15 protein-coding genes are annotated in these 24,436 nt (G+C 67.0%); 14 read left to right on the forward strand and 1 reads right to left on the reverse strand.

Features of this window, described 5'->3' with window-relative positions; genetic code table 11:
* Positions 1 to 709: DUF222 domain-containing protein (locus ACPXB3_RS08915; protein WP_425727399.1), on the forward strand; the 709-nt coding region annotated here is incomplete at its 5' end.
* Positions 710 to 962: 253 nt separating this feature from the next.
* Complete coding sequence (locus ACPXB3_RS08920) at positions 963 to 2,519, forward strand: SpoIID/LytB domain-containing protein (protein ID WP_425727490.1); 1,557 nt, start codon at positions 963 to 965, stop codon at positions 2,517 to 2,519.
* A gap of 7 nt (positions 2,520 to 2,526) precedes the next feature.
* On the opposite strand, the gene ACPXB3_RS08925 is transcribed toward ACPXB3_RS08920, so the two are convergent.
* On the reverse strand, positions 2,527 to 3,204 hold the full coding sequence (locus ACPXB3_RS08925; protein ID WP_425704083.1) for a GAF and ANTAR domain-containing protein: 678 nt from the start codon (positions 3,202 to 3,204) through the stop codon (positions 2,527 to 2,529).
* Between the two features lie 195 nt (positions 3,205 to 3,399).
* Between ACPXB3_RS08925 and glf the strand changes: the two genes are divergently transcribed.
* The 12 genes from glf (at position 3,400) to pks13 (ending at position 24,393) form a co-directional block, all read left to right on the forward strand.
* The gene (gene glf, locus ACPXB3_RS08930; RefSeq protein ID WP_425727400.1) at positions 3,400 to 4,623 is read left to right on the forward strand and encodes a UDP-galactopyranose mutase; all 1,224 of its coding nucleotides are present in this window, start codon (positions 3,400 to 3,402) and stop codon (positions 4,621 to 4,623) included.
* Between the two features lie 27 nt (positions 4,624 to 4,650).
* Positions 4,651 to 6,615 carry a glycosyltransferase gene (locus ACPXB3_RS08935; protein ID WP_425727401.1) on the forward strand — a complete coding sequence of 655 codons (1,965 nt, stop codon included), beginning with the start codon at positions 4,651 to 4,653 and terminating at the stop codon, positions 6,613 to 6,615.
* Positions 6,596 to 7,315 (forward strand): phosphatase PAP2 family protein, encoded by a 720-nt coding sequence (locus tag ACPXB3_RS08940; RefSeq protein WP_425727402.1) that lies wholly within the window; start codon positions 6,596 to 6,598, stop codon positions 7,313 to 7,315. Before ACPXB3_RS08935 ends, ACPXB3_RS08940 begins: the two co-directional genes overlap by 20 nt.
* A complete protein-coding gene (locus ACPXB3_RS08945; protein ID WP_425704087.1) occupies positions 7,312 to 8,238 on the forward strand; it encodes a decaprenyl-phosphate phosphoribosyltransferase in 927 nt (308 codons plus the stop codon). The genes ACPXB3_RS08940 and ACPXB3_RS08945 overlap by 4 nt, the downstream gene beginning before the upstream one ends.
* Positions 8,225 to 10,495: a flagellar motor control protein ZomB gene (zomB, locus tag ACPXB3_RS08950; protein ID WP_425727403.1), complete on the forward strand. Its 2,271-nt coding sequence runs from the start codon at positions 8,225 to 8,227 to the stop codon at positions 10,493 to 10,495. The genes ACPXB3_RS08945 and zomB overlap by 14 nt, the downstream gene beginning before the upstream one ends.
* A gap of 323 nt (positions 10,496 to 10,818) precedes the next feature.
* Positions 10,819 to 11,844 (forward strand): alpha/beta hydrolase, encoded by a 1,026-nt coding sequence (locus ACPXB3_RS08955; protein ID WP_425727404.1) that lies wholly within the window; start codon positions 10,819 to 10,821, stop codon positions 11,842 to 11,844.
* A gap of 360 nt (positions 11,845 to 12,204) precedes the next feature.
* Positions 12,205 to 13,656, forward strand: coding sequence for an alpha/beta hydrolase-fold protein (locus ACPXB3_RS08960; protein WP_425727491.1), 1,452 nt, complete (start codon positions 12,205 to 12,207; stop codon positions 13,654 to 13,656).
* Positions 13,657 to 13,897: 241 nt separating this feature from the next.
* On the forward strand, positions 13,898 to 14,431 hold the full coding sequence (locus ACPXB3_RS08965) for a DUF732 domain-containing protein (protein ID WP_425704090.1): 534 nt from the start codon (positions 13,898 to 13,900) through the stop codon (positions 14,429 to 14,431).
* 14 nt (positions 14,432 to 14,445) lie between these two features.
* A complete protein-coding gene (locus ACPXB3_RS08970; RefSeq protein ID WP_425727405.1) occupies positions 14,446 to 15,450 on the forward strand; it encodes a cutinase family protein in 1,005 nt (334 codons plus the stop codon).
* A 144-nt stretch (positions 15,451 to 15,594) separates the two neighbouring features.
* Entirely contained in the window at positions 15,595 to 16,608 is a 1,014-nt protein-coding gene (locus ACPXB3_RS08975; RefSeq protein ID WP_425727406.1) for an LLM class F420-dependent oxidoreductase, read from the forward strand.
* Positions 16,609 to 17,055: 447 nt separating this feature from the next.
* On the forward strand, positions 17,056 to 18,957 hold the full coding sequence (gene fadD32, locus ACPXB3_RS08980) for a long-chain-fatty-acid--AMP ligase FadD32 (RefSeq protein ID WP_425704093.1): 1,902 nt from the start codon (positions 17,056 to 17,058) through the stop codon (positions 18,955 to 18,957).
* Between the two features lie 186 nt (positions 18,958 to 19,143).
* Positions 19,144 to 24,393: a polyketide synthase Pks13 gene (gene pks13 / locus ACPXB3_RS08985; protein ID WP_425727407.1), complete on the forward strand. Its 5,250-nt coding sequence runs from the start codon at positions 19,144 to 19,146 to the stop codon at positions 24,391 to 24,393.
* The last annotated feature ends 43 nt before the right edge of the window (positions 24,394 to 24,436 follow it).

Genomic DNA, 24,436 nt, shown 5'->3' on the forward strand with positions numbered 1-24,436 from the left:
CATCAAAGCCGACCTGACCGATCTGATCAACGAAACCGGCCACGGCGTCACCGCCACCAACAGCCTGCTGCCCATCAAAGACGTCATCCGGTTGGCTGCCGACGCGCAACCCTGGTTGGCGGTCTTCGGTGAGCACACCACCGTGCCCCTGTATTTGGGTCGGGCCCGGCTGGCGAGCCGCGGGCAACGCATGGCGTTGTTCGCCAAACCCGACGGCCAGGTGTGCTCACATCCCGGGTGTTCGCAACCGGCCGCGCATTCGGAGATCCATCACGCCACCCTGGATTATGCGAAGGGCGGGTTGACCAATATCGACGACCTCGCTCCGGCGTGTCCGAAACACAATCGGATGGTCGGCGACCGGCTTGGCCAGTACACCACCGGCATCTACCGCGACGGACCCCTCGCCGGGCGGTGTTGGTGGCGCCGTAACGCCGCCCCCGGTGCCCCACCCAACCCGAAACGCGTCAACAAACTGCCTGATGTCGGGCCCGACTTCACCGCCGGGCTCGCGAGGGTGCGTGCCGAAATCCACCGGCAACCAGCAGATCCACCCGATACGGTTACGCCGTTGCCGGACAAGTGCACCGGTGCCCACGACGTCGTCGAGATCATCACCTGGGATCCCGCCGACGTACTGAAGGATGCCGTCACACGCTCGTCGAGCGAATCGCGCCTGCGCCACCTGCTCACCACCCGCGGACTCTGACGCGCGCAAAAATCTGCAGCCTTTGGTCGCGGAAACCGCGACCAAAGGCTGCAGATTCGGCACCCCCACACCGCAGCCTTGTAACTCGTGATGCGGTTGTTACCTCCTGTGGTTGGTGATCTGCAAGTGACTTGTCTATCGTCACTGGAGTCTCACCATTCACATCTGTAACAGATCAGGCGTAACGCAACGAGGCATCAGGAACCCCGGCCCGGAGGAGTGATTGACCGTGACAAAGGCGGACTCATCGGCGGTGACGTCTCTGGTGTCCCGGGCACTGACCATCCGTACGCGGCCCGGTCATTCTCGTCGTCGGCGCATGTCATCGCTCGTCGGGGGTGTGTCGGCGGCGGTACTCGTGGGCGGAGTCGGGCTGGTGGGAGCCACCGCGTCGGATCGCGTCGACATCGGGTTGACCGCGGGATCGGAGATCACCCTCATCGGGCACGGCCTCGGCCACGGCCGCGGGATGGGCCAGTACGGCGCTTACGGTTACGCCAAGCGCGGGTGGTCATACCGGCAGATCCTGCAGCACTACTACGGCGGCACCACCTTCGGGCGCCCCGCCGATCCCACGGTCAACGTCGCGCTGCACGACAAGAACGGCGTCAGCGTGCACTCCGATGCGGGGATGCAGGTGGCCGGGCAGCCGGTTGCGGCAAATGAGGCCGTCACGGTGACCGGTGGCACCGCGACCATCACCGCAGGCTGTGGTGGTGCGCCGGTGCGCACGGTCCCGGCCGCGTTTGCCGACCCCGTCAACCCCGCGCCCAACCGCCCGCCCAACGAATTCCTCAAGTTCTGCGGCTCGAACGAGCCGTTCCGCGGCTCGCTGGGCTCCGACGGTGGCCGGGTCACCAACAAACTGAACGTCGACGACTACGTCAAGGGCGTGATCGCCAAGGAGAGTGTGCCCGGCTGGGCCACCTCGGGCGGCATCGAGGCGTTGAAGGCGCAGGCGGTTGCCGCACGCACCTATGCGCTCGCGGCCATCGCCAGTGGCAAGAAGATCGACGACACCCAGAATTCGCAGGTCTACGGCGGCGTCTCGGGTGAGGGCGCGGGCACCAATACGGCCGCCGACGCCACCGCCGGGCAGATTCTGCTGCAGAACGGGGTGCCGGCGTTCACCGAGTTCTCGTCATCGACGGGCGGCTATACCGCGGGTGGCAGGTTCCCGGCCGTCGTCGACGACGGGGATACGGCCTCGCCCAATCACAACTGGACGGCGACCATCAGTCCGAGTGCGGTCGCCACGGCGTTCGGTTTGCCCAGCCTCGACGCCTTCGAGGTGATCCAGGCCAACGGACTCGGTGCCGAGAACGGACGCGCGGTGAAGGTGCGCGCGACCGGCGGCGGACGCAGCGTCGAGGCCACCGGTGACGAAGCTCGGACCAAGCTGAATCTGAAATCGGCGTGGTTCGCCGTGCAGGGGCAGCGCACGCCGCCACAGATCGTCAAGCCGCCGACCGGGCCGGCCGGCGGCCTCGGCCTGCCGGACCTCAGCGCACTGGGCGGGATCGCCGACCAGGTGGTGCCCGGTGCCGGCGAGCTGGTCGGTACGGCCACGACCGCATTCGAAGGGCTACTCGGCAGCCTGGGTGGTCTTCCCGACACGCTGGGACAGGCCCTCGGTGCGCCGACGCCGACGCCCGACGGTGCCGGCGTCACCCAGCTGTTCCAAGAGGGGATGATGTTCTTCTCGAAACAGACCGGTGCGCATGTACTGGCAGGTCAGGGGCTCAAGAGGTTCCAGGCCCGTGGCGGAATCCCGGTATTGGGCTTCCCGAAGACCAACGTGTTGCGCTGAGCAGGTGTCAGCCGCCCGGTCCGGCGCCGACCAACTTGAGGGCGACCTCGACCAACTTGGTGTTCGACTCCTGCGACAGCCGGGCGAGCAGCAGAAAAGCTGCGTCGGCGTCGATGTGATAGCGCTCCATCAACATGCCCTTGGCCTGCCCGATCAGATCGCGCGAACTGAGGGCGTTGCGGAGTTGCTCCTTCTCGCGCACCGCGCCGAAGGTCGTCGCGCAATGCGCCGCGAACAGCTCGCCGAGTGAACACGCCTCGTCGGTGAACGCTTGCGGCTGCGTGCTGTGCAGATTGAGGGCGCCGAAATCGTTGCCGTCGATGTAGAGGCAAAAACACGCCATCGATGCCACGCCCAATGCGCTTGCCGCCGGGGCAAACCGGGGCCAGCGCAGGTCGGTGGCGAGGTCGTCGATGCGCACGGTGGTGTCGTCGACGGCCGCGCGGACGCAGGGGCCCTCACCGAGTTCGCGCTGCAGGTCGTCGCACTTGCCTGCGAGATCACCGAACATCACCGGCGTCTCTATCCGCCCGCGCGTGACGATCGTGACACTCGCGTATTCGGCATCGTCGATCGTGTTGACGGCGGCCTTCGAGATCGCCCGGAGGACCGCCTCCTGATCATTGCTCTCGACTCGCAGCTCGTTGATGACCCCGGCCATCCGACTGGTGATCTCCGTCGTCATCCCACGCTCCTTGCTACCGACGATTCCCGCTTGGTATCCGACGGAACCATCGGCCGAGCGCATCACCGAGATTACCGTGGACCACGACATCCTGGCGGCGGGTCGGGACTTCGCTCGAGCGCACCGCTTCGCACCGGCGCGCTCGCCGGGACGGCTTGGCAACTCCTCAGCTTCGGTCGGTTACCCTGAACACCCGTGGCATCCAATACCAGCGCCGATTCCGACCGCTCCGGACCCTATGACCTGATCGTCGTCGGCTCCGGATTCTTCGGCCTCACAATCGCCGAGCGTGCCGCCGCCGAACTGGGCAAACGCGTGCTCGTGATCGAGCGTCGGCACCACATCGGTGGCAACGCCTACTCCGAGCCCGAGCCGACCACCGGCATCGAGGTCCACAAGTACGGCGCGCACCTGTTCCACACCTCCAACCAGAAGGTCTGGGACTACGTCAATCGCTTCACCGACTTCACCGGGTACCAGCATCGGGTGTTCGCGATGCACAATGGGCAGGCCTACCAGTTCCCGATGGGGCTGGGTTTGGTCAGCCAATTCTTCGGCCGCTACTTCAGCCCTGACGAGGCGCGTGCGCTGATCGCCGGGCAGGCCGCCGAGATCGACACCAACCAGGCGGCGAACTTCGAGGAGAAGGCGATCAGCCTGATCGGGCGTCCGCTCTATGAGGCGTTCATCAAGCACTACACCGCCAAGCAGTGGGAGACCGACCCCACCAACTTGCCGGCCGCCAACATCACCCGGCTACCGGTCCGCTACACCTTCGACAACCGGTACTTCAACGACGCCTACGAGGGTCTGCCCGTCGACGGCTACACCGCCTGGCTGGAGAACATGGCCGCCGACGACCGCATCGAGGTTCGCCTGAACACCGATTGGTTCGAGGTACGCGACGAGTTGCGCGCGGACAGCCCCGACGCACCCATCGTCTACACCGGCCCACTCGACCGCTACTTCGACTATTCGGCCGGGCGCCTCGGCTGGCGCACGCTCGACTTCGAGACCGAGGTCCTCGACACCGGCGACTTCCAGGGCACCCCGGTGATGAACTACAACGACGCCGACGTGCCCTACACCCGGATCCACGAGTTCCGGCACTTCCATCCCGAACGGGATGGCTACCCGGCCGACAAGACCGTGATCATGCGCGAGTTCGGCCGGTTCGCCAAGGACGACGACGAGCCGTACTACCCGATCAACACCCCGGAGGACCGCGAGATGCTCGCGGCCTACCGCAAGCTGGCCAAGTCCGAGACCGCCGAGTCGAAGGTCCTCTTCGGCGGACGGCTGGGCACCTACCAATACCTGGACATGCACATGGCCATCGCCAGTGCGCTGACGATGTTCGAGAACACCCTGGCGCCGCACCTGACCGACGGTGCGCAGCTGGCGAGCCCCGACGCGTAGCGCCCGGACGTGGATCAGAGCGGAGTGATGAGTGTGACCCCTGCCCAACAGGAGAAGCTGTCGGCACCGGCCCCGGCCGAGGCCGACGCCCCGAAATCCCAAGCGGCCGAACTGTTGCAGCGGGTGATCTTCCCGCGGCCCGGCGAGCCGCTGGCCGTGCGCTCGCTCTACCTCGTCGAATCCGCGAGCAACAACCGCCGCGCACACGCGCCGACCCGCACGTCGGTGCTGCTCGGCGCGGAATCCGAGGTCAGCTTCGAGAGCTACTTCAACGCCTTCGCCGCGAGCTACTGGCGACGCTGGACCGTCCTCACCTCGGTGGTCTTACGCGTCGAGGTGATCGGCACCTGCCGCGTCGACCTCTACCGCTCCAAGATCGACGGGTCACGCATCGGGATCGGCGGCGACCTCGTCCCCATCGACGAGACCGGCCGCGGCGCCATCGAATTCGAGCTCGACCTCGGGCCGTTCGAGGACGGCGGGTGGATCTGGTTCGACGTCACCACCGACACCGACACCGAGATCGTCTCCGCCGGTTGGTATTCGGCGATCCCGGTGCCGGCTGCGCCCGGCGGCGCCGACACCAAGCGGGTCACGGTCGGTATCCCGACCTTCAACCGGCCGACCGACGCGGTGAACGCGCTCGCCGCGCTCACCTCGGATCCGTTGGTGGACGAGGTGATCGACGCGGTGCTGATGCCCGATCAGGGGACCCGCAAGGTCGTCGACGAGCCGGGTTACCCCGAAGCTGCTGCCGCCCTGGGTGATCGGCTGCACATCTTCGATCAGGGCAACCTCGGCGGCTCCGGTGGATACTCGCGCATCATGTATGAGGCGTTGCGGCTCACCGATTCTCCGTATGTGCTGTACATGGACGACGACATCGCGATCGAGCCCGACTCGATCCTGCGGGCGCTGGCGATGTCGAGGTTCGCCCGGACGCCGATGCTCGTCGGCGGGCAGATGCTCAACCTGCAGGACCGCAGCCATCTGCACTGCATGGGTGAGGTCATCGATCACCACACCTTCATGTGGACCGCCGCGCCGTTCGTCGACTACGACCACGACTTCGCGCAGTTCCCGTTGCGGGATCGCGAGAACTCGAAGAACCTGCACCGGCGCATCGACGTCGAGGGCAATGGCTGGTGGATGTGCATGATCCCGCGCGCCTGCGCCGAGGAGATCGGCCTGCCGATGCCGTTGTTCATCAAGTGGGACGACTGGGAATTCGCCTTGCGGGCAGGCAAAGCCGGGTATCCGACCGCCACCGTCCCCGGCATCGCGATCTGGCACATGGCCTGGAGCGACAAGGACGACGCGATCGACTGGCAGGCGTACTTCCACCTGCGCAACCGGCTCGTGGTCGCGGCCATCCACCACGACGGGCCGATCGGCGGCATTTTGCAATCCATGGCCAAGGCGACCGCCAAACACCTGCTGTGCCTTGAGTATTCGACGGTCGCCATCCAGAACGAGGCGATCCGCGACTTCCTCGCGGGGCCCGACCACATCCGTTCGCTCCTGCCGACCGCGTTGCCGAAGATCGCCGCGATGCGCAAGGAGTACCCCGACGCGGTGGTATTGCCCTCGGCGACGGAGCTCCCCCGAACCAGCGGTGAGGCAACGGGTCTGGGAACCGCGGAGCCGAAGAATCCGGTCACCAAGCTGCGTGCCCTGGCCGGTGCGGTCGTCAACAACCTGCGTCCGGCCGATCCGCGTCATCACGAGGTGCCGCAGGCGAACTACCCGCCGGTCGAGGCGCGCTGGTTCTCCCTGGGCCGGGTCGACGGCGTCACCGTCACCACCGCAGACGGGCGCGGCGTGGTGTATCGCCAGCGCGACCGCGACAAGATGATCGCCCTGGCGCGCGAATCCGCGGCACTGGTACGCGAACTCAAGGAGAGGTTCCCGGAGATGCAGGAGCAGTATCGCGCCGCGCATCAGGAGCTGACCAGTAAGGAGAGCTGGGCGCGTGTCTTCGGAATCGACTGAGCAGGAACCCATCTCGGCACCTACCGGCGAGGTGGCGGCGCTCATCGGTATCCAAGGGGCGCTGCTGGAGGTGCCGGGCATCGTCCCGGCGGCCCGCGGACTGTCCCACTTCGGTGAGCACTCGCTGGGCTGGCTGGCCGTCAGCGCCGTCGGCTGGGGTCTGGCGGTGCGTCGTGACGACGAGACGGCGCAGCGGCGGTGGATCGAGGCCGGCGTCGGCGCCTTCGGCGTGCATGCGGCATCGGTCGTCATCAAACGCGTCATCCGACGTAAGCGTCCCTACGATCCCCGCATCCGGGTGGGCGTCTCGACGCCGAGCCGGCTGAGCTTCCCCTCCTCGCATGCGACGTCGACCACCGCGGCGGCCATCCTCATCGGCCGGGCCGCGGATTTGCCGCCCTACCTGCTTCCGGCCGTTCTGGTCCCGCCTATGCTCACCTCGCGACTTGTTCTCGGCGTGCATTATCCGAGTGATGTCGCCGCCGGAGCCACGATCGGCGCCTTGAGCGCCGGTGCCGTCGTCCTCGGCGATCAGTTCATCGAGCGTGCCGTCGACACCGCGGCACGCCACCCGCGGACCACCCGGCTCGCGGGGGTGGCTGCCCGGATCGGTGCGATCGCGCTGATGCCGGGATCGACTGCGCGTCTGCTGGCGCGCCGGGTCGTCGGTGGAACGTCCAGTGACAGGGAGAAGGCATGAGCGAGGAGCCGATCGAGCACGGAAAGGTGAAGGGTCCGCCCAAGAACCTGGCCACCGGGCTCATCAAGGCGGTACGTCCACGTCAGTGGGTCAAGAACGTCCTGGTCCTCGCCGCACCCCTGGCCGCCGGTTCCGACGCGCTGACCGACGGCCACGCGATGGCACGCGTCGGTCTGGCGTTCATCGCGTTCTGTCTCGTCGCGTCCAGCATCTACCTGGTCAACGACGCGATGGACGTCGAGTCCGACCGCAACCACCCGACCAAGCGGTTCCGGCCGATCGCCGCCGGCATCGTCCCGGTCCCGCTGGCATACGCGCTGGCACTGATCTTCGCCGCCGGATCGATCGCGGTCTCGCTGGTCGCCAACTGGCAGACCGCGGTGGTGATCGCGACCTACCTGGTCATCCAGCTCGGCTACTGCTTCGGTCTGAAGAATCAGGCCGTCGTCGACATCTGCATCGTCTCGTCGGGGTTCCTGCTGCGCGCGATCGCCGGTGGCGTGGCCGCCGAGATCCGGCTCTCACAGTGGTTCCTGCTGGTCATGGCGTTCGGTTCGCTGTTCATGGCGGCCGGTAAACGCTACGCCGAGCTCCAGCTCGCCGAGCGCACCGGCGCCAAGATCCGCAAGGCGCTGCAGTACTACACCACCACGTATCTGCGATTCGTCTGGACGCTGGCGGCGACCGCCGTCGTTCTCTTCTACGGACTGTGGGCATTCGACAAGAACTCCGGGCACGACACCAACGTCGCCTACGCGATCTCGATGGTTCCGTTCACGGTCGCGATTCTGCGCTACGCCGTCGACGTGGACGGCGGTCAGGCCGGCGAGCCCGAGGAGATCGCCCTGGGCGACCATGTGCTGCAGGTCCTGGCGGTGGCCTGGATAGTATGCGTGGGTGTCGCGGTCTATGCAGTCTCCTGATCGAGAATCTCCCGATCCGTCGCCCGACGACGACACGCCGACCCAATGGTTGCGGCTGAACCTCGGCAAGGACGAGGCCGACCGCCCAACGGGCCACGACGACGCAGTTGATGACGACGCAGTTGATGACGACGAGCGCACGTCTGACGAGGCGGGAATCGTCGACGGCGCGCCCCCGGTCGACGGGCGCGCGTGGTGGCGCCGGAGCGCGCGCGAGTGGACCGCGATCAGCAGCTTCCTGATCGGAGCGGTCACGGTCACCACCCTGTTCGCGGTGGGTGCATGGCAGCGTCGCTGGATCGCCGACGACGGCCTCATCGTCCTGCGCACGCTGCGCAATCTGTTCGCGGGCAACGGGCCGGTCTTCAATGCCGGCGAGCGCGTCGAGGCCAACACCTCGACGGCCTGGACCTATCTGCTCTGGTTCTGGGCGTGGGTGACCGACGGCCAACTCGAATACGTCGCCCTGTGGGTGGCGCTCGTACTGTCGGTCTCCTCGATTCCGATCGCGATGTACGGGACCGCACGCCTGCTGGGGCGTCGACTCGGCGGCTTCACCGGCGACGGCTACACACTGCTGCTGCCACTCGGCCCGATCATCTACATTGCGCTGCCGCCGGCCCGCGACTTCGCGACCAGCGGACTGGAGAACGGTCTCTGCATCTTCTGGGTTGCGGTGCTGTGGTGTCTGCTCATCTCCTGGTGCAGGCGCAGGTCCGGGTCGGCGGCCACGCGCGCGGGTTCCGCGGCCACACTGTTCCTCGCGTTCTGGGCGGGGCTGGCGCCGCTGGTCCGTCCGGAGCTGGCAATCATCGGGGGCATCGCCCTGCTGCTCGTGTTCTTCGCGCCGCAGTCGTGGAAGATGCGGATCGGGATGATCGTCGTCGCAGCGGTCCTGCCCGTGGGCTACCAGATCTTCCGGATGGGCTATTACGCACTGCTGGTACCGAATCCGGCTGTCGCCAAGGACGCGAGCGGCTCCAAATGGCACCAGGGGTTCATCTATCTCGCCAATCTCTTCGGGCCCTACACGCTGCTGCTGCCGGTGATCCTGGCAATCATCGCGGGCATCCTGCTGGCCATCGGTGTGCGCGTTCGCCGACTCTCGCCCAACCGGACCGAGCCGTCGCCGGCCTCCACGCGCGAGCGCCTGGCGTCGTGGTCGGCGCGCCTGCAGACCCCGGGAGCGGTGGTGACCGCGACCGTGCTCGCCGGCCTGCTCGTCGGTCTCTACTGGCTGCGTCAGGGCGGCGACTTCATGCATGGGCGCGTCCTGCTGACCCCGCTGTTCGTCCTGCTGCTGCCGCTCATGGTGATCCCGGTGACGATTCCGGTCCACGGCATTCGCGCCGCGTTCCGGCGCCGTCGCGGACCTGCCGCGGACCTCCACGAGGACGGTGCCGACGAGGAGGCTGCCGACGAGGACGGCGTAGACGAGGACGCTGCCGACGAGGACCGCGCCGACGGGGTGGACGGTGCCGAGAACCGCAATCGGCGCACCCGGTTGCAGCTTGTCGGTTCGACCCTGCTGGCCGCCATGTGGATCGCCACGATCGCCTGGGCCGTCGTCGCGCACGAGAACGTCCTGCCCAATGCGGGCATCGACATCGGGCGCAGCGGGATCGTCGACGAGCGGCGCTTCTATGTGACCAACATGGGCATCGAGAACCCGGTCACCGCGAAGGACTATCTGGACTACCCGCGCATGCGGGCGATGGTCGAGAACATCGCGAAGTACGAGAAGGACGGCGGGGTGCTGCTCGGCTCGTTCAATTACGACGAGTGGTACTACGTGCCGATGCCGGCCGACACGCCGCCCGACAAGCGTCAGTTGACGGTGTACTTCCTCAATCTGGGTATGACCAGCATGAACGCGCCGCTCGATGTGCGCGTCGTCGACCAGATGGGACTGGCATACCCGATCGCCGCCCACACCGAGCGGCTCGACGACGGGCGCATCGGACACGACAAGGTGTTGCCCTCGGAGTGGGTGGTGGCCGAGGCGGGTGCGGTGTCGCGGCGTCCGATCCTCCCCGGCTTCCTCGACGAGGACGTCGTACGTCAGGCGCAGGTGGCCCTCACCTGCCGGGCGACCCAGGACCGGATCGCGTCCTACGAGGCGCCCTGGACGTGGCAGCGATTCAAGAGCAATCTCGCCCAATCGTTCACCTTCACCGACTACCGGATCGATCGGAACCCCGAATACGAGATTGCGCGCTGTGGCCTGCAGATGCCGCCGCGAATTCACCCGCGGTAGCTGTGAAGAACCTGCGGGTGGCATCAGAAAACTTGCGGAAGTTTATTTCGAATCGGTAACGTGCCGCGGAGCGCGATCGATATACCGTGCGTCAAGATGACGGCGGAATCGGTGTAACCGCGCCGACCTGAGGATATTGTGAGAGCCATCACAAGGATTGTCAGGTTCTGGTGGCTGCAATAGGCTGCCGGGGGCTCGGCACGTGGATTTTTGCGCGTGGGAGCTCGGTGTCGGGGGACCGGACGTCGCAGATGTGAAGTCCGGAGTACGGCACGGTCCAACCGGTCCGTACAAGGCCGGTGACAAAGGGAGAATGCAAGGCGATGGGTGTAGGTGAAGTGAAACCGAAGACGTCCGGAGGTCTCCGGCTCCGTGGTCGGCTGCTGGCGATCGTCATCGCGGTGACGACGGTTGCGGGACTGATCGGTGCCGTGGTCGGCAGCGGCCAGGCCGACGCCCGGATCAACGGCACCGGCGGTGTCGACGAGTTCTGGATCAATTCTTGCGGCATGCCCACCGGCAACGCCCTCGGCCCCGGGAATGGCAACGGAGGGGTCAAGGTCCGTTCGTGGCACCGCCCGGGCAACCAGCGCACGGTCATCATGCTCGACGGCATGCGCGCCCAGTACGACTTCTCGGGCTGGGAGATCAACACCAACATCCAGGAACTGGTCAAGCAGGGCATCAACGTCGTCGAGCCGATCGGCGGACCGGCCAGCTTCTACACCAACTGGAACGCGGCGAGCAACTTCAACGGCCAGCAGGCTCCGTACAAGTGGGAATGCGTCATCAACGACCGGCTGGCCCCGGCGCTGCGGGCTCGCCACTTCGGCACCAGGGGCGGCAAGTTCGCGATCATGGGTGTCTCGTCCGGTGGTAACGCCGCACTGACGCTGGCCGCCCATCGCCGCGACCTCTACTACGCGGCCGGCTCGCTCTCGGGCTACGACTTCCTGAGCGCCCCCGGTATGCACACCATGCTTCGTCTCGCGATGCTCGACGTCGCGCCGGCGCCCTGGAACGTCGACGCCATGTGGGGCCCGCCGTGGGATCCGCGCTGGTACCAGAACGATCCGTCGATGCTGCTCAACCAGATGCACGGCCTCAATCTCTTCGTCGGTTCCGGTAACGGGCTGTTCGGTCAGTACAACGCCCTGCCGAACGTCTTCAACGACCTGATCCAGGGATCGACGCTCGAGGTGCTCGCGTTCACCCAGGCCAAGGCCTTCGAGGGCCTCGCGGCGCTCAACGGGATCAACATCAAGAGCCACTACGGCGTCGGCACCCATGCGTGGGGCTACTGGCAGGACATGGTCTGGAGCGCCAAGGCGCAGGGCTTCTTCCGGTAACCAGCCAGACAAGATCGTCCGGGGCAACCCCGGCCGGAACCGAAAGGTTCGGGCCGGGGTTGTGTCGTTTCTGCGGCCCGAACTGCCCAGACGCAGCAGTACCCCGACGGATCTCGGGTCACAGAAGTCACAAAATTCTCACCTGTCACAGCGTGGCGTCGCCGCTTCCCTCGCCACGACGTGTAAGAAACACCTGAGGCGTTATGACACCAGTGGGATTTCTGTGACTTGAGTGGCCACTGGGTCGACGCGGTTCCCGACCGCGGTGCGTCGACCAACAGGGGCGTGAAGGAGCGCGAGGGAATGCAAACAGTGAGTGGTCGCCGGTCGATCCGGCGCCGGCCCATCCGCACGGCGAGAATGCGCCGGCCCATCCGGGCCGGTATCGCGGCCGTGGTGGTGGCGTTGGTGGCTCTGGGTTGGGTCCTGATCGGCCAATCGGCCGCGACCGGCGCACCCGCACCCGCACCGGCACCTGCCCCGGCAAATCCCGGCCCGGCGCCGGCTCCCGGGCCCGGACCAGCACCCGCCCCGGCGCCGGCATCCCCGCCGGCACCGGCTCCCGCGGCGACGCCGGCACCCACCCAGCCGGCGCACGTGACCAAGACGTTCTGGTACACCGATCGCCGGGTGGCACTCTGGGTCTTCTCGCCCTCGATGAACACCGAGATCCAGGTGCAGATCCTGCTGGCCCGCGACTGGTGGGCCAAGCCACAGGCCAAGTTTCCGCAGCTGACCATGCTCGACGGTCTGCGTGCCCAGGACGACCAGAGCGGCTGGGTCATCAACACCGACATCGTCGACTTCTACAAGGACAAGAACGTCAACGTCATCCTGCCGATCGGTGGCGAATCGAGCTTCTACACCGACTGGAAAGAACCCGACAAGGGCAAGAACTACAAATGGGAGGCGTTCCTCCAGCACGAGTTGCCGCCGATTATCGAAGGCGATTGGCGCTCGACGGACGTGCGTGGCATCGAGGGACTGTCGATGGGCGGTTCGGCAGCGATGATGCTCGCCGCACGCAATCCCGGCTACTACAAGTTCGCCGGCTCGTTCTCTGGCATCCTGCAGCTGACGTCCTACGGCATGCCGCAGGCGATCCAGTTCGCGCTGCGTGACGGCGGCGGCTATGACGCGATGAAGATGTTCGGGCCGCCGAGCGATCCGGAATGGAAGGCGCACGACCCGTATCTGCTCGCCGACAAGTTACGCGGCACCAGCCTTTACATCTCGTCGGGCAACGGCATGGTCGGACCACACGACAAACCGTCGGACATACCGTTGCTGGCCACCAACTACTCCGGCGTGGGGCTCGAACTGCTCTCGCGCGTCACCTCCCAGCAGTTCGCGATCAAGCTGAACCAGCTCGGTATCCCCGGTCAGGCGGTGTACCGGCCGTCGGGAACCCACACCTGGCCCTACTGGGAGTTCGAGATGCACCAGGCATGGCCACAGGCCGCGGCGGCCCTCGGGCTCTCCGGCGACAAGGTGGCGTGCGGGGTCGGCCCGGCGTTCAAGAAGCTCGCCGACAAGGCCCGGATCGGACGGTGCCTCACCCCGGAGTACGCGGTACCGGGCGGCCGGGCCCAAGACTTCGCCAACGCGCGGATCATCACCGGACCGAAGGGCCCGCAGGTGGTCGGCGGAGCGATCGGCGGAGCCTATGTCGGCGCCGGCGGCCCCGGCGGCAAGCTCGGTCTGCCGACGGGCATGGAGGTGCCGGCCGGGCGTGACGGCGGCAAGACGCAGACCTTCGAACACGGCCGGATCGACTGGTCGCCGCGTGGCGGTGCACACCTCGCGCGCTGATGCGCGGCGCCCCGGGAGCACGAACCCGGGGCGCCGCGTGTGCGCGTCCTGAGATCTCACTGTGGAATCGCCACGTTTATGCAGGTGAGGTGGTTCCGGTGGCAAAAGATGTCGGTGCGGTTGGGTAACCTTGCGGGCGGTTGGGACAAACCATCGTATGTGTGTGCGCAGTTGCCACCGCGAGGATCGGCCCGGGTCGGGCGGGTCGGCGCGATCGGTGACGCGTGACGAGGAAGTGAAGATGAGTAAGTACCTGAGGCTGGGCGTGCTGATGACCGGTGCGGTGTTCGCGCTCGGTTCGTTGGCTGCGTGTGCAGACGATTCGACGGCCAGTGCGCCGATCACCAGCAATCCGGTCACCACGACGTCGATGTACTCGGCGGCGCCGAGTTCGTCGGCTCCCGCCGCTGCGAGCACGCAAGAGTCCGCGGCTTCGGCCACCACCGGCGGCTCCAGTCTGCCCGCCACCGCGCCGCGGTCGAGTGCGGAGGCGTCGGGTCAGTTCGCGACGCCGGAAGGGCAGCCGCTCGACGACAAGGCCAAGCGGTACCTGCAGGCCCTGCACAATCAGAACGTCACGTTTCTCGGCGATTCCGACAACAGTGTCGCCCTGACGCTGGCGACCTACGTGTGCGACGCGCAACACAAGAACACCGACCCGGTCACCACCAAGGGCTATGTCGTCGCGCTCGTCGCGCCAGGCACGCAGAACGCACAGGAGGCCAATACCAAGGCCGACAAGGTGATCAAGGCCGCCCAGGACAACTATTGCTGACCGGGACCTGATCGGTGAACCCACGCCGTAACTCTCGCTCACGATCCGGTCGTGCCCTGCGCCTGCTGCTGGCCGCCGTGGCACTGATCGCGATCATCGCGATCGTGTTGATCGTCATCTGGGTCAAGGGTCTCTTCGGGACACCGACGCCGCCCCCACCGCACGGCGGTGGCCCGTCCTCGTCGGCACCCCCGGGCCGGCCGCAGGCCCAACCCGCCGACTGCCCGGATGTGCTGACGCTGGTGGTGCCCGGAACGTGGGAATCCACGCCGAACGACGATCCGCTGAATCCGACATCGAAGCCGGCTTCGCTGCTCCTGCGTGTCTCCAAGGCGATCAGCAGCGAGTTCCCCGCGTCGCGCACCACCGTATATACGGTGCCCTACATCGCCGAGTTCCGGAATCCGACGATTCTCAACGACCGGCAACACTCGTACAACGACTCCCGGACCCAGGGCTACCGGCGTGCCGCGGGTGAGATCATCTCCACGCACGGCCGGTGCCCGCTGACCCGCTACGTGATCATGGGCTTCTCGCAGGGTGCGGTGATCGCGGGAGACCTCGCATCCGCCATCGGGAACGGTCGCGGAAACGTGCTGCCCCGCTCCGATGCCGATCTCGTCCTCGGCGTGGGCATGATCGCCGACGGCCGCAGGCAGTCCGGTGAGCAACGCGATATCGGTCCCAATCCGCCCGGCGTCGGTGCCGAGGTCGCACTCGCCGGCGTGGGCAGCCTGGTACCGGGCACGACGATGACCGGACCCCGCCCCGGTGGCTTCGGCGACATTCGCAGCAAGGTCGTATCCATTTGTGCCCCAGGCGATCTCATCTGCGACGCGCCGACGGTGTCGAATCCGCTGGGCGCGGTGGGGCAGATGGCCAAAGCCATGAACAACCCGGTGCACGCCATGTACGCGACCCCGCGCTACTGGTCGCTGAACGGTGCGACCGCGACCCAGTGGATGCGCGGCTGGGCGAGCGGATTGATCGACGGGGCGCCGCGTCCCGCGCACAACTGAGCCGGCCCGCCCGGATTCGTTTGGGTGGCACCGCCGTGCTGCATTAACGTGATGTGCTGGCTCGGCGATGTCCCGGAGAGCCGGGGACGATCCGTCGACCATCAGAGCACATGACGAGGCCGGCAGGCAGCACGAGGAGAACGAATGACCGAGGGGGAGGCCACCGGGACCGGTGGCAGCGAATCCACGCTGCGCAAGTTCCGGTTCGGCGCCGGGGGCGAGGGCAACAAAGAAGAGGGCGGTGCCCGCAAGTTCGTGAAGCTCGCCCAGACCGCCGAGGAGTACGGATACGACACCTTTGCCGTGCCCGACCACCTCGGCAACCAGGTCGGGCCGCTCGCTGCGCTGGGCGCGCTGAGTCAGGCGACCGACCGCATCCGGCTGGGCACCTCGGTGCTGGCGAACGGGTTGCGGCATCCGGCGGTGCTCGCCAAAGAAGCCAACACCATCGACGTGCTGAGCAAGGGACGCCTGGAGCTGGGGATCGGCGCCGGGTGGCTCAAGGAGGAGTTCGACAAGGCGGGCATCGAGTTCGAGTCGCCGGGCGTGCGCATCCGGCGTCTCGACGAGTCGCTGACGATCCTCGACAAGCTGATGCGCGGCGAGACCGTCGACTTCGACGGCGAGTTCTACCAGATCAGCGGCCTCGAGGGCAGTCCGCGCCCGCGCCAGGGGCCGCGTCCGCCGATCGCCGTCGGTGGCGGCGGCCCCAAGATGCTGCGGTTGGCCGCCAAACACGCCGACATCATCTCGGTCGCGCCGGGCACCACGCCCGACGGCCGGATGAAGCTCTCGGATATGACGATCGAGAAGACCGCCGCGCGCGTCGACGGCATCCGGGAGGCCGCAGGCGATCGGTTCGATCAGATCGAACTGAACTGGACCATTGCGGTCATCGTCATCACCGATGACCGCCACGCCACCGCCGAGATGGCGCTCAAGGCCCTCGAGCAGGGATATCCGCCGAACATCGAACGCGACACCGAATTCACCGTCGACGACGTGCTGAATTCGCCGTATATCGCAATCGGTTCCTTCGAGGAGATCGCCGAGCAGATCCGCGAGGTGCGCCGGCGCACCTCGATGTCCTACGTCGGCGTGTTCCCGACGCAGATGGATGCGTTCGCGCCTGTCATCTCACTCCTCAAGGGGGAGTAAACTATGTCCTCGGTCCGGGGGAGAAGCCGCACGATAACCGTGGGTGAAGCACTGCTGCAGAGCGGTGATCAGACTGCGGACTGGCGAAGACGGACATGACGATCAGCAAGGAAGTGAAAGGGTTGGGACACGACCGTGCAACCGCGAAGACGCGGCGCGCGGACCAATGACTTACCGAACAATTCGAGTGCCGAGCCAGTCGAGTACCGAGACATTCGAATACAAGCCGGTTGAGTACGAGCCAGTTGAATACGAACAAGTTGAATACGAACCAGTTGAATACGAACCATTGAGTACCGATCCGACCGACGACGCGCAGCGCGACGACGACCGACACCGAAGCGGCCGCATCGCCATACGCCGGGGGTGGTGGCGCCGCGGGGTGTGCCACGAGGTACGCACGACATGCCCGACGAGGGCAGCAACGTGGGGCCACAGGAGTAATGAATGCTGAAGACTGAATTTGAGCAGTTTCTCGACGACAACGGTCAGCTGCACTTCACCGAGGACGCGACGCTCGTCGACTACGTCGAACGCAATGTGCGTGACGCGGCCGACACCCTCGCCTACCGGTACATCGACTACAGCCGGGAACGTGACGGCGAACGTCAGGACCTCACCTGGGCGCAGTTCGGCAAACGTCTCCGGGCCGTGGCGGCGCGGTTGCAGCAGGTCACCAAGCACGGCGATCGCGTCGCGATCCTCGCGCCGCAATCGCTGGAGTACGTGATCGGCTTCTTCGCGGCCCTCTACGCGAGCAACGTCGCGGTCCCGCTGTTCAGCCCCGACGAACCCGGCCACACCGACCGGCTGACCGCGGTGCTCGCCGACTGCGAGCCGACCGCGATCCTCACCTCCACCAAGTCCGCCGAGGCCGTGCGCAACTTCTTCGCCGACCGCCCGGCCAAAGAGCGACCCCGGGTGATCGCCGTCGACGCGGTCCCCGATTCCGTGGGCTCGGCCTGGGTGGCCCCGATCGCCGGCACCGACCACAACAAGGACACCGTCGCCTATCTGCAGTACACGTCGGGCTCGACCCGCGTGCCCGCCGGCGTCGAGATCACCTATCAGGCGGTCGCCGCCAACGTCCTGCAGATCTACGACTGCATCGAGATCGACCGCAACGCGCGCGGTGTCACCTGGCTGCCGATGTTCCACGACATGGGGCTGCTGACGGTGATCCTGCCCGCACTGGGCGGCAAATACATCACGATCATGAGCCCGCAGGCGTTCGTCCGCCGACCGGGGCGCTGGATCCGCGAACTCGCCGCCGACGACGACAACGCCCCCACCTACGCGGCCGCCCCGAACTTCGCCTACGAGCACGCCGCCGTCCGCGGCCTGCCCAAGGAAGGCGAATCGCTGGATCTGTCGAATGTGATCGGCCTGATCAACGGCTCCGAGCCGGTGACGGTCAGCTCGATGAAGAAGTTCAACGACGCATTCGGCCCCTACGGTCTGCCGAAGACCGCGATGAAACCCTGTTACGGCATGGCCGAGGCAACGCTGTTCGTGTCGGCGACCCAACGCGACAACGAGGCCAAGGTCATCCACGTCGACCGCGAGGAACTCAACGCCGGCCGCATGAAGGTGGTCGATTCCGACGCACCCAACGCGGTCGCGCAGGTCTCCTGCGGTCAGGTCGCGCTGAGCCAGTGGGCGGCGATCGTCGACGCGGAGACCGGCGCGGAAAGGCCCGACGGCGAGGTCGGCGAGATCTGGCTGCACGGCATCAACATCGGCGCAGGCTACTGGAACAAGCCGCAGGAGTCGCGCGAGACCTTCGAGAACACGATCCCCACCCCGCTCGCGCAGGGCAGCCACACCGAGGGCACGCCGGCCGACGCGAAGTGGATGCGCACCGGCGACTACGGCGTCTGGCTCGACGGTGAGCTCTACATCACCGGCCGCGTCAAGGACCTCGTCATCGTCGACGGCCGCAACCACTACCCGCAGGACCTCGAATACAGTGCGCAAGAGGCCAGTTCGGCGCTGCGTCCCGGCTTTGTCGCGGCCTTCGCGGTGCCGTCCAACGAGCTACCCCCAGTGGTCTTCGAGCAGGCCACCAGCGGACTGAGCTTCGATCCCGACGACGCCTCCGAACAGCTGGTGATCGTCGCCGAACGCGGCCCGGGCAAACGCCACGATCCGCAGGAGGTCTCCGACACCGTCCGCGCCGCGATCGCCCAGCGCCACGGCGTGATGGCCCGCGACATCCTGCTGGTGCCTGCCGGGTCCATCCCGCGCACCTCCAGCGGCAAGATCGCGCGCCGGGCGACCAAGGCGGCCTACGTCGACGGCAGCCTACGAGGCGGGCACAAGCAGACAGCCTTCCCGGATAGCTTGTGAGAACTCGCGTTACAGCCGCAAACACGGTGTTCGGGGCCGCGCCGCGATGCAGGAGGAAGAGCCAGGAGCGCAGCGACGCCGCGATGACGACGAAGAGCGGTGCACCTGGCCCCGAACGCCCGCGGCGGCGGAGCCGACGCCAACGACCCAAGTACGACGCCAACGACCCAAGTACATTGAGATGTGATGTCTGAAGTGAGTGGTAACGAGCCGACCGCGGCCGTCGAGGTGTCCACCGAAGCTGCCGATGGCGAGACTGCCGGCGGATTGACCGTCCCCGAGCTGCGTGACTGGCTGCGCAGCTGGGTGGCCGAGGCCACCGGTCTGGCGGCCGATCAGATCTCCGACGACCGGCCGATGGAAGAGCTCGGGCTGTCCTCGCGCGACGCGGTGGCGCTGGCCGCCGACATCGAGGACAAGACGGGCGTGGTCCTGACCGCGACCGTCGCATACAACCATCCGACGATCGCGATGCTGGCCAAGCGCATCATCGAGGGCGATCCGGATGAGGACATCGACGTCGATGCCGACCGGTTCTGGGAACGCGAACGCGACTCCGCCGACGACATCGCCATCGTCGGCCTTTCCACCCGATTCCCGAAGGCAGGCAACACCCCGGAATCGACGTGGGCGGCGTTGGCCGAGGGCCGCGACGGCATCTCGGAGCTGCCCGCCGACCGATGGACGGAATTCAAGTCCGATCCGCGGATGGTCGAGATCCTCGACAAGCGCAATCTGCGCGGCGGCTACCTCGACGACGTCAAGGGCTTCGACGCCGACTTCTTCCAGATGAGCCCGCGTGAGGTCGAGATGGTCGACCCACAGCAGCGGCTCGCGATGGAATTGACCTGGGAGGCGCTCGAACACGCTCGTATCTCGGCCAGCGACCTCAAGGGCGGCCAGGTCGGTGTCTTCGTCGGCACATCCACCAACGACTATCAGCTGATGGCCGCGCTCGGACTGGGCGAGGGCTCCGACGAGACGGCCGCGTACGCGCTGACCGGTACCGCGACGTCGATCATCGCCAACCGCGTCTCCTACTTCTACGACTTCCGCGGGCCGTCGGTCGCCCTGGACACCGCGTGCTCGTCGTCGCTGGTCGCGGTGCATCAGGCGGTGCGGAGCCTGCGCTCGGGCGAGTCCGAGGTGGCGCTGGCCGGTGGCGTCAACATGATCCTGACCCCCGCCGCGACCGTCGGCTTCGACACGATCGGCGCGGTCGCCAAGGACGGCCACATCAAGGCGTTCTCGGCCGACGCCGACGGGATGGTGCGGTCGGAGGGCGGCGGTCTGTTCGTCCTCAAACGGCTCGCCGACGCCCGCCGCGACGGTGATCAGGTGCTCGCGGTGATCTCCGGTACCGCGGTGAACTCCGACGGCCGGTCCAACGGCATCTTTGCACCCAACCCGGACGCGCAGGTCGAGGTTCTCCGATCGGCCTACACCGATGCCGCGCTCGATCCGCGCCTGGTCGACTATGTCGAGGCGCACGGCACCGGCACGATTCTGGGCGACCCGATCGAGGCCGACGCGCTCGGACGTGTGGTCGGCCGCGGTCGCGTCGTCGGCGCGCCGGCATTGCTCGGTTCGGCCAAGACGAACTTCGGCCACATGGAGTCGGCGGCCGGCGCCGCGGCGCTGGCCAAGGTGGTCCTGGCCATGGCGCATGACACGATCCCCGCCTCGCTCAACTACACAGGCCCCAATCCCTACATCCAGTTCGACGCCAACGGACTCAAGGTCACCGCCGAGACGACCGAGTGGCCGCGTTACTCCGGTCACGCCGTCGCCGGTGTATCCGGCTTCGGGTTCGGCGGCACCAATGCGCACCTCGTGGTGCGCGAGGTGCTTCCCGGTGACCTCGTCGCAGAACCGGCTGCCGACCCGGTCGCCGAGGCCACGGCCGCCGAGACGCCGGTCGCCGCCGATCCCGACGACGACGAGGAATTTCTCACCGAGGCCGAGCGTGCGGTACTCGCCGCGCAGGCCACGACAGCCGCACCCGAAGCCGTGGTCGCCGAGCGAGATGCGGCCGAGGGGTTCGCGCCGTGTGCCGTCGAGGGTTCGGTTGTGCCCCTGGCGATCTCGGCATTCCTGCCGTCCCGGCGTCGTAAAGCGGCCGCCGACCTGCTGGCCTGGCTCGAATCCGAAGCCGGACAAGCCGCCCCGCTCGCCGACATCGGCCGCGCGCTCGCCCACCGCAATCACGGCCGCTCGCGTTCGGTCGTCATGGCCCGCTCCCACGAGGACGCGGTCAAGGGTGTGCGTGCGGTGGCCGAGGGCAAGGCCAATCCGCTTGTGTATTCAGCAGATTCGCCGGACGCCGCGTCGGCGGTGTGGTTGCTGTCGGGCTTCGGGTCCCAGCACCGCAAGATGGCCAAGCAGCTCTACACCGAGAACGCGGTATTCGCGAAGTACGCCGACCGCGTGGATGAGTTCGTCCAGCGAGAGCTCGGCTATTCGATCGTCGAGATCTTCCTCGACGACGCGCAGACCTACGCCATCGAGACCAGCCAGGTCGGCATCTACACGATCCAGGTCGCGCTCGCCGACACGTTGCGGTACTTCGGCGCCGAACCCGGTGTGCTGATCCCGCATTCGATGGGGGAGGCCTCGGCCGCCTACATCAGCGGCGGTCTGTCGCTCGAGGACGCGACCCGGGTGATCTGCCAGCGTTCACGTCTGATGGGCGAGGGCGAGTCGATGCTCGTCGGCGACGACATCCGGCTGATGGCGCTCGTCGAGTATTCCGCCGAGGACATCAACGACGTGCTCGTCGACTATCCCGATCTGGAGATCTGCGTCTACGCGGCGCCGACCCACACCGTCATCGGTGGTCCGGAGGCTCAGGTCGACGCCATCGTCGAGCGCGCCGAGCAGGAGGGCAAGCTCGGCCGCAAATTGCAGACCAAGGGTGCCAGCCACACCTCGCAGATGGATCCACTGCTCGGCGAATTGGCCTACGAGCTCACCGGTATCGAGCCGCTGCGGCCGAAGGTGGGCTTCTACAGTTCGGTCGACCGGGAGACCTACTACCGGCCCGGGCACGAGCCGGTGCACACCATCGACTACTTCCTCAAGGGACTGCGGCACAGTGTGTGGTTCTCACAGGCGATCGGCAAGGCCGTCGAGAACGGGCACCGTACCTTCCTGGAGCTCTCGCCCAACCCGGCGGTCCTCATCTCCGTTGCGGCGGTGACCTTCTCGGCCGGGCTGCACGATGCGGAGCTGATCGAGACACTGCGGCGCAAGGAGGACGAGAGCTTCGGCGTCGTCAACGCGCTGATGAAGCTGTACGTGCACGGTCACCCCGTGGACGTGGGTGCGTTGTTCGGTACCGGGCCCGACCGCGGCTTCGCCGACATCCCGCGAACCCGCTTCGAGCGCAAGAACTACTGGCTCAAGGCCGTTCTCTCTTCCGGTGGCGGCAGCGCGACGGTCCCCGGTGCGCACGTCGCCCTGCCCGACGGCCGGCACGCGTGGGAGGTCGACGCCGCGTCGGTCACCGATCCGCGTGAACTCGTGCGCGCCGCGGCGGCGCAAGTACTCTCCGAACCTGCGGTCGGTGCCGCCGTGGCCCACGGCGGGTTCCCCTCGCAGGGCTCGCTCACCACGACCCTGAGCCCACATCCGGGCGGTGCCTCGGTGACCGTGCATGCCAAGCAGGACAAGAACTTTGCGCTGCTGTTCGAGGCCGTCGTGACCGGGTCCCTCGACGGCGCCGTCTCGCCCGCCGGTGGCGCCGCCTCGCCCGCCGACAGCGCTCGTCCGGGTGCCGACGGCGCCCTGGACCCGCAGAAGATCGGATATATCGACACCTCGGTGGTGGTCGAAGACGAGATCGTCGACGACATCGGTGACAAGTGGGACCCGCAATCGGGTGAATCCATCGACGATCGGCTGGCGCGCATCGTCGGCGAGTCGATGGGATACGACCCCGAAGACCTGCCGCGCGAGATCCCACTCGTGGAGCTGGGCCTGGATTCGCTGATGGCGGTCCGGATCAAGAACCGCGTCGAGTTCGAATTCGACATCCCGCAACTGCAGCTGCAGGCGATGCGGCAGGCCGATCTCTCCGACGTCGCGAAGTTCGTCGACTACGCGGTCCATCACCGCGACGAGCTCGACAGTCTTGCCGGTGCGGATGGCGAGCTCGACACCGCCGCGCTCAACGCCTACATCGACGAGCAGAACGCCAAGCGCGCCGCCGAGCCGGCTCCCGAGCCTGCCGAGCCGGCCAAGCCTGCCGAGCCCGCTCCCGGGCCCGCCGAGCCCGCCCGCGGGCCGGCCGATATCACCTCGCAGGCCGCGGTGGCAGAGGCGGCCGGGGCCGACGTCCCGCCGCGTGATGCCGCCGAGCGCCTGACGTTCGGGGTGTACGCGGTGGTGACCAAACGATCGGCAGGCGGCATCTTCACCAAGCTGCCGGTGCTGGAAGAGCAAGTGGCGCAAGCGCTCACCGACAAGCTCAACGAGCGCACCGGCGGCGACATCGACGTCGAGGACATCCTCGACTCGGAGACCATCGAGGAGATGTCGAACTACGTTCGCAATTACCTCGACGCGGCCGCCGACACCGACGGCTTCGTCCGCTACCTGCGCCTGGTGCCGGACGGCAAGAAGACCTACGACACCACTGCCGGTGACCCCGCCCCGATGCTGCTGTTCCATCCGGCAGGCGGGAACACCGCCGCGTACGAGGCGCTGCTGAAGCGGCTTCCGCCGACGCAGCCGGTCATCGGCTTCGACCGGGTCGAGGGCACCATCGAAGAGCGTGTGCGGCAATACCTTCCGCGCCTGCGTGAAGTGGCGCCGCATGGCCCGTACGTGCTGGTCGGCTGGTCGCTGGGCGGGGCGCTGGCCTACGGCGCGGCCCAGGTGCTGCGCGCGGAGGGCGAAGAGGTGAGCTTCGTCGGGCTCATCGACGTGGTGCGCCCGCGCCACGACGTCGAGGAGACGCCGGAGACCAAACGTGCGCGCCTGGAACGGTGGAAGGACTTCGCGATCCGCAACTACGATCTCGACGCCGACATCCCGATCCCGATGGATCGGCTCGTCGAGGCCGACGACGAAGGACAGTTCGCGATCATCATGGAGATGATGTCGATGTCGGGCACCAAGATCCCCGGCGGCATCATCGAGCATCAGCGCACGTCGTTCATCGACAACCGGGCTCTCACCAACATCCGTCCGACGCCCTACGACGGCAAGGTCATCCTGTATCGGGCCGACCGGATGCACGAGGGCGCAATCGAACTCGAGCCGCAGTGGGCCGAGATCGACGAGGACGGGCGGTGGCGTGAGGTCGTCGAGGACCTCGAGATCATCCACATCGGCGGCGATCACCTGTCGATCGTCGACGAACCGTTCATCGGCAAGATCGGCGCAGACCTCACCAAGCGGCTCGGTGGCCTCGACGCCACCACCGAAAACTGAGCGATCCGCGCGGATTCGCAGACCGGACAAAGGGATACACCGC

The organism is Gordonia sp. DT219 (assembly GCF_049847065.1).
In the GTDB taxonomy this organism is placed as follows: domain Bacteria; phylum Actinomycetota; class Actinomycetes; order Mycobacteriales; family Mycobacteriaceae; genus Gordonia.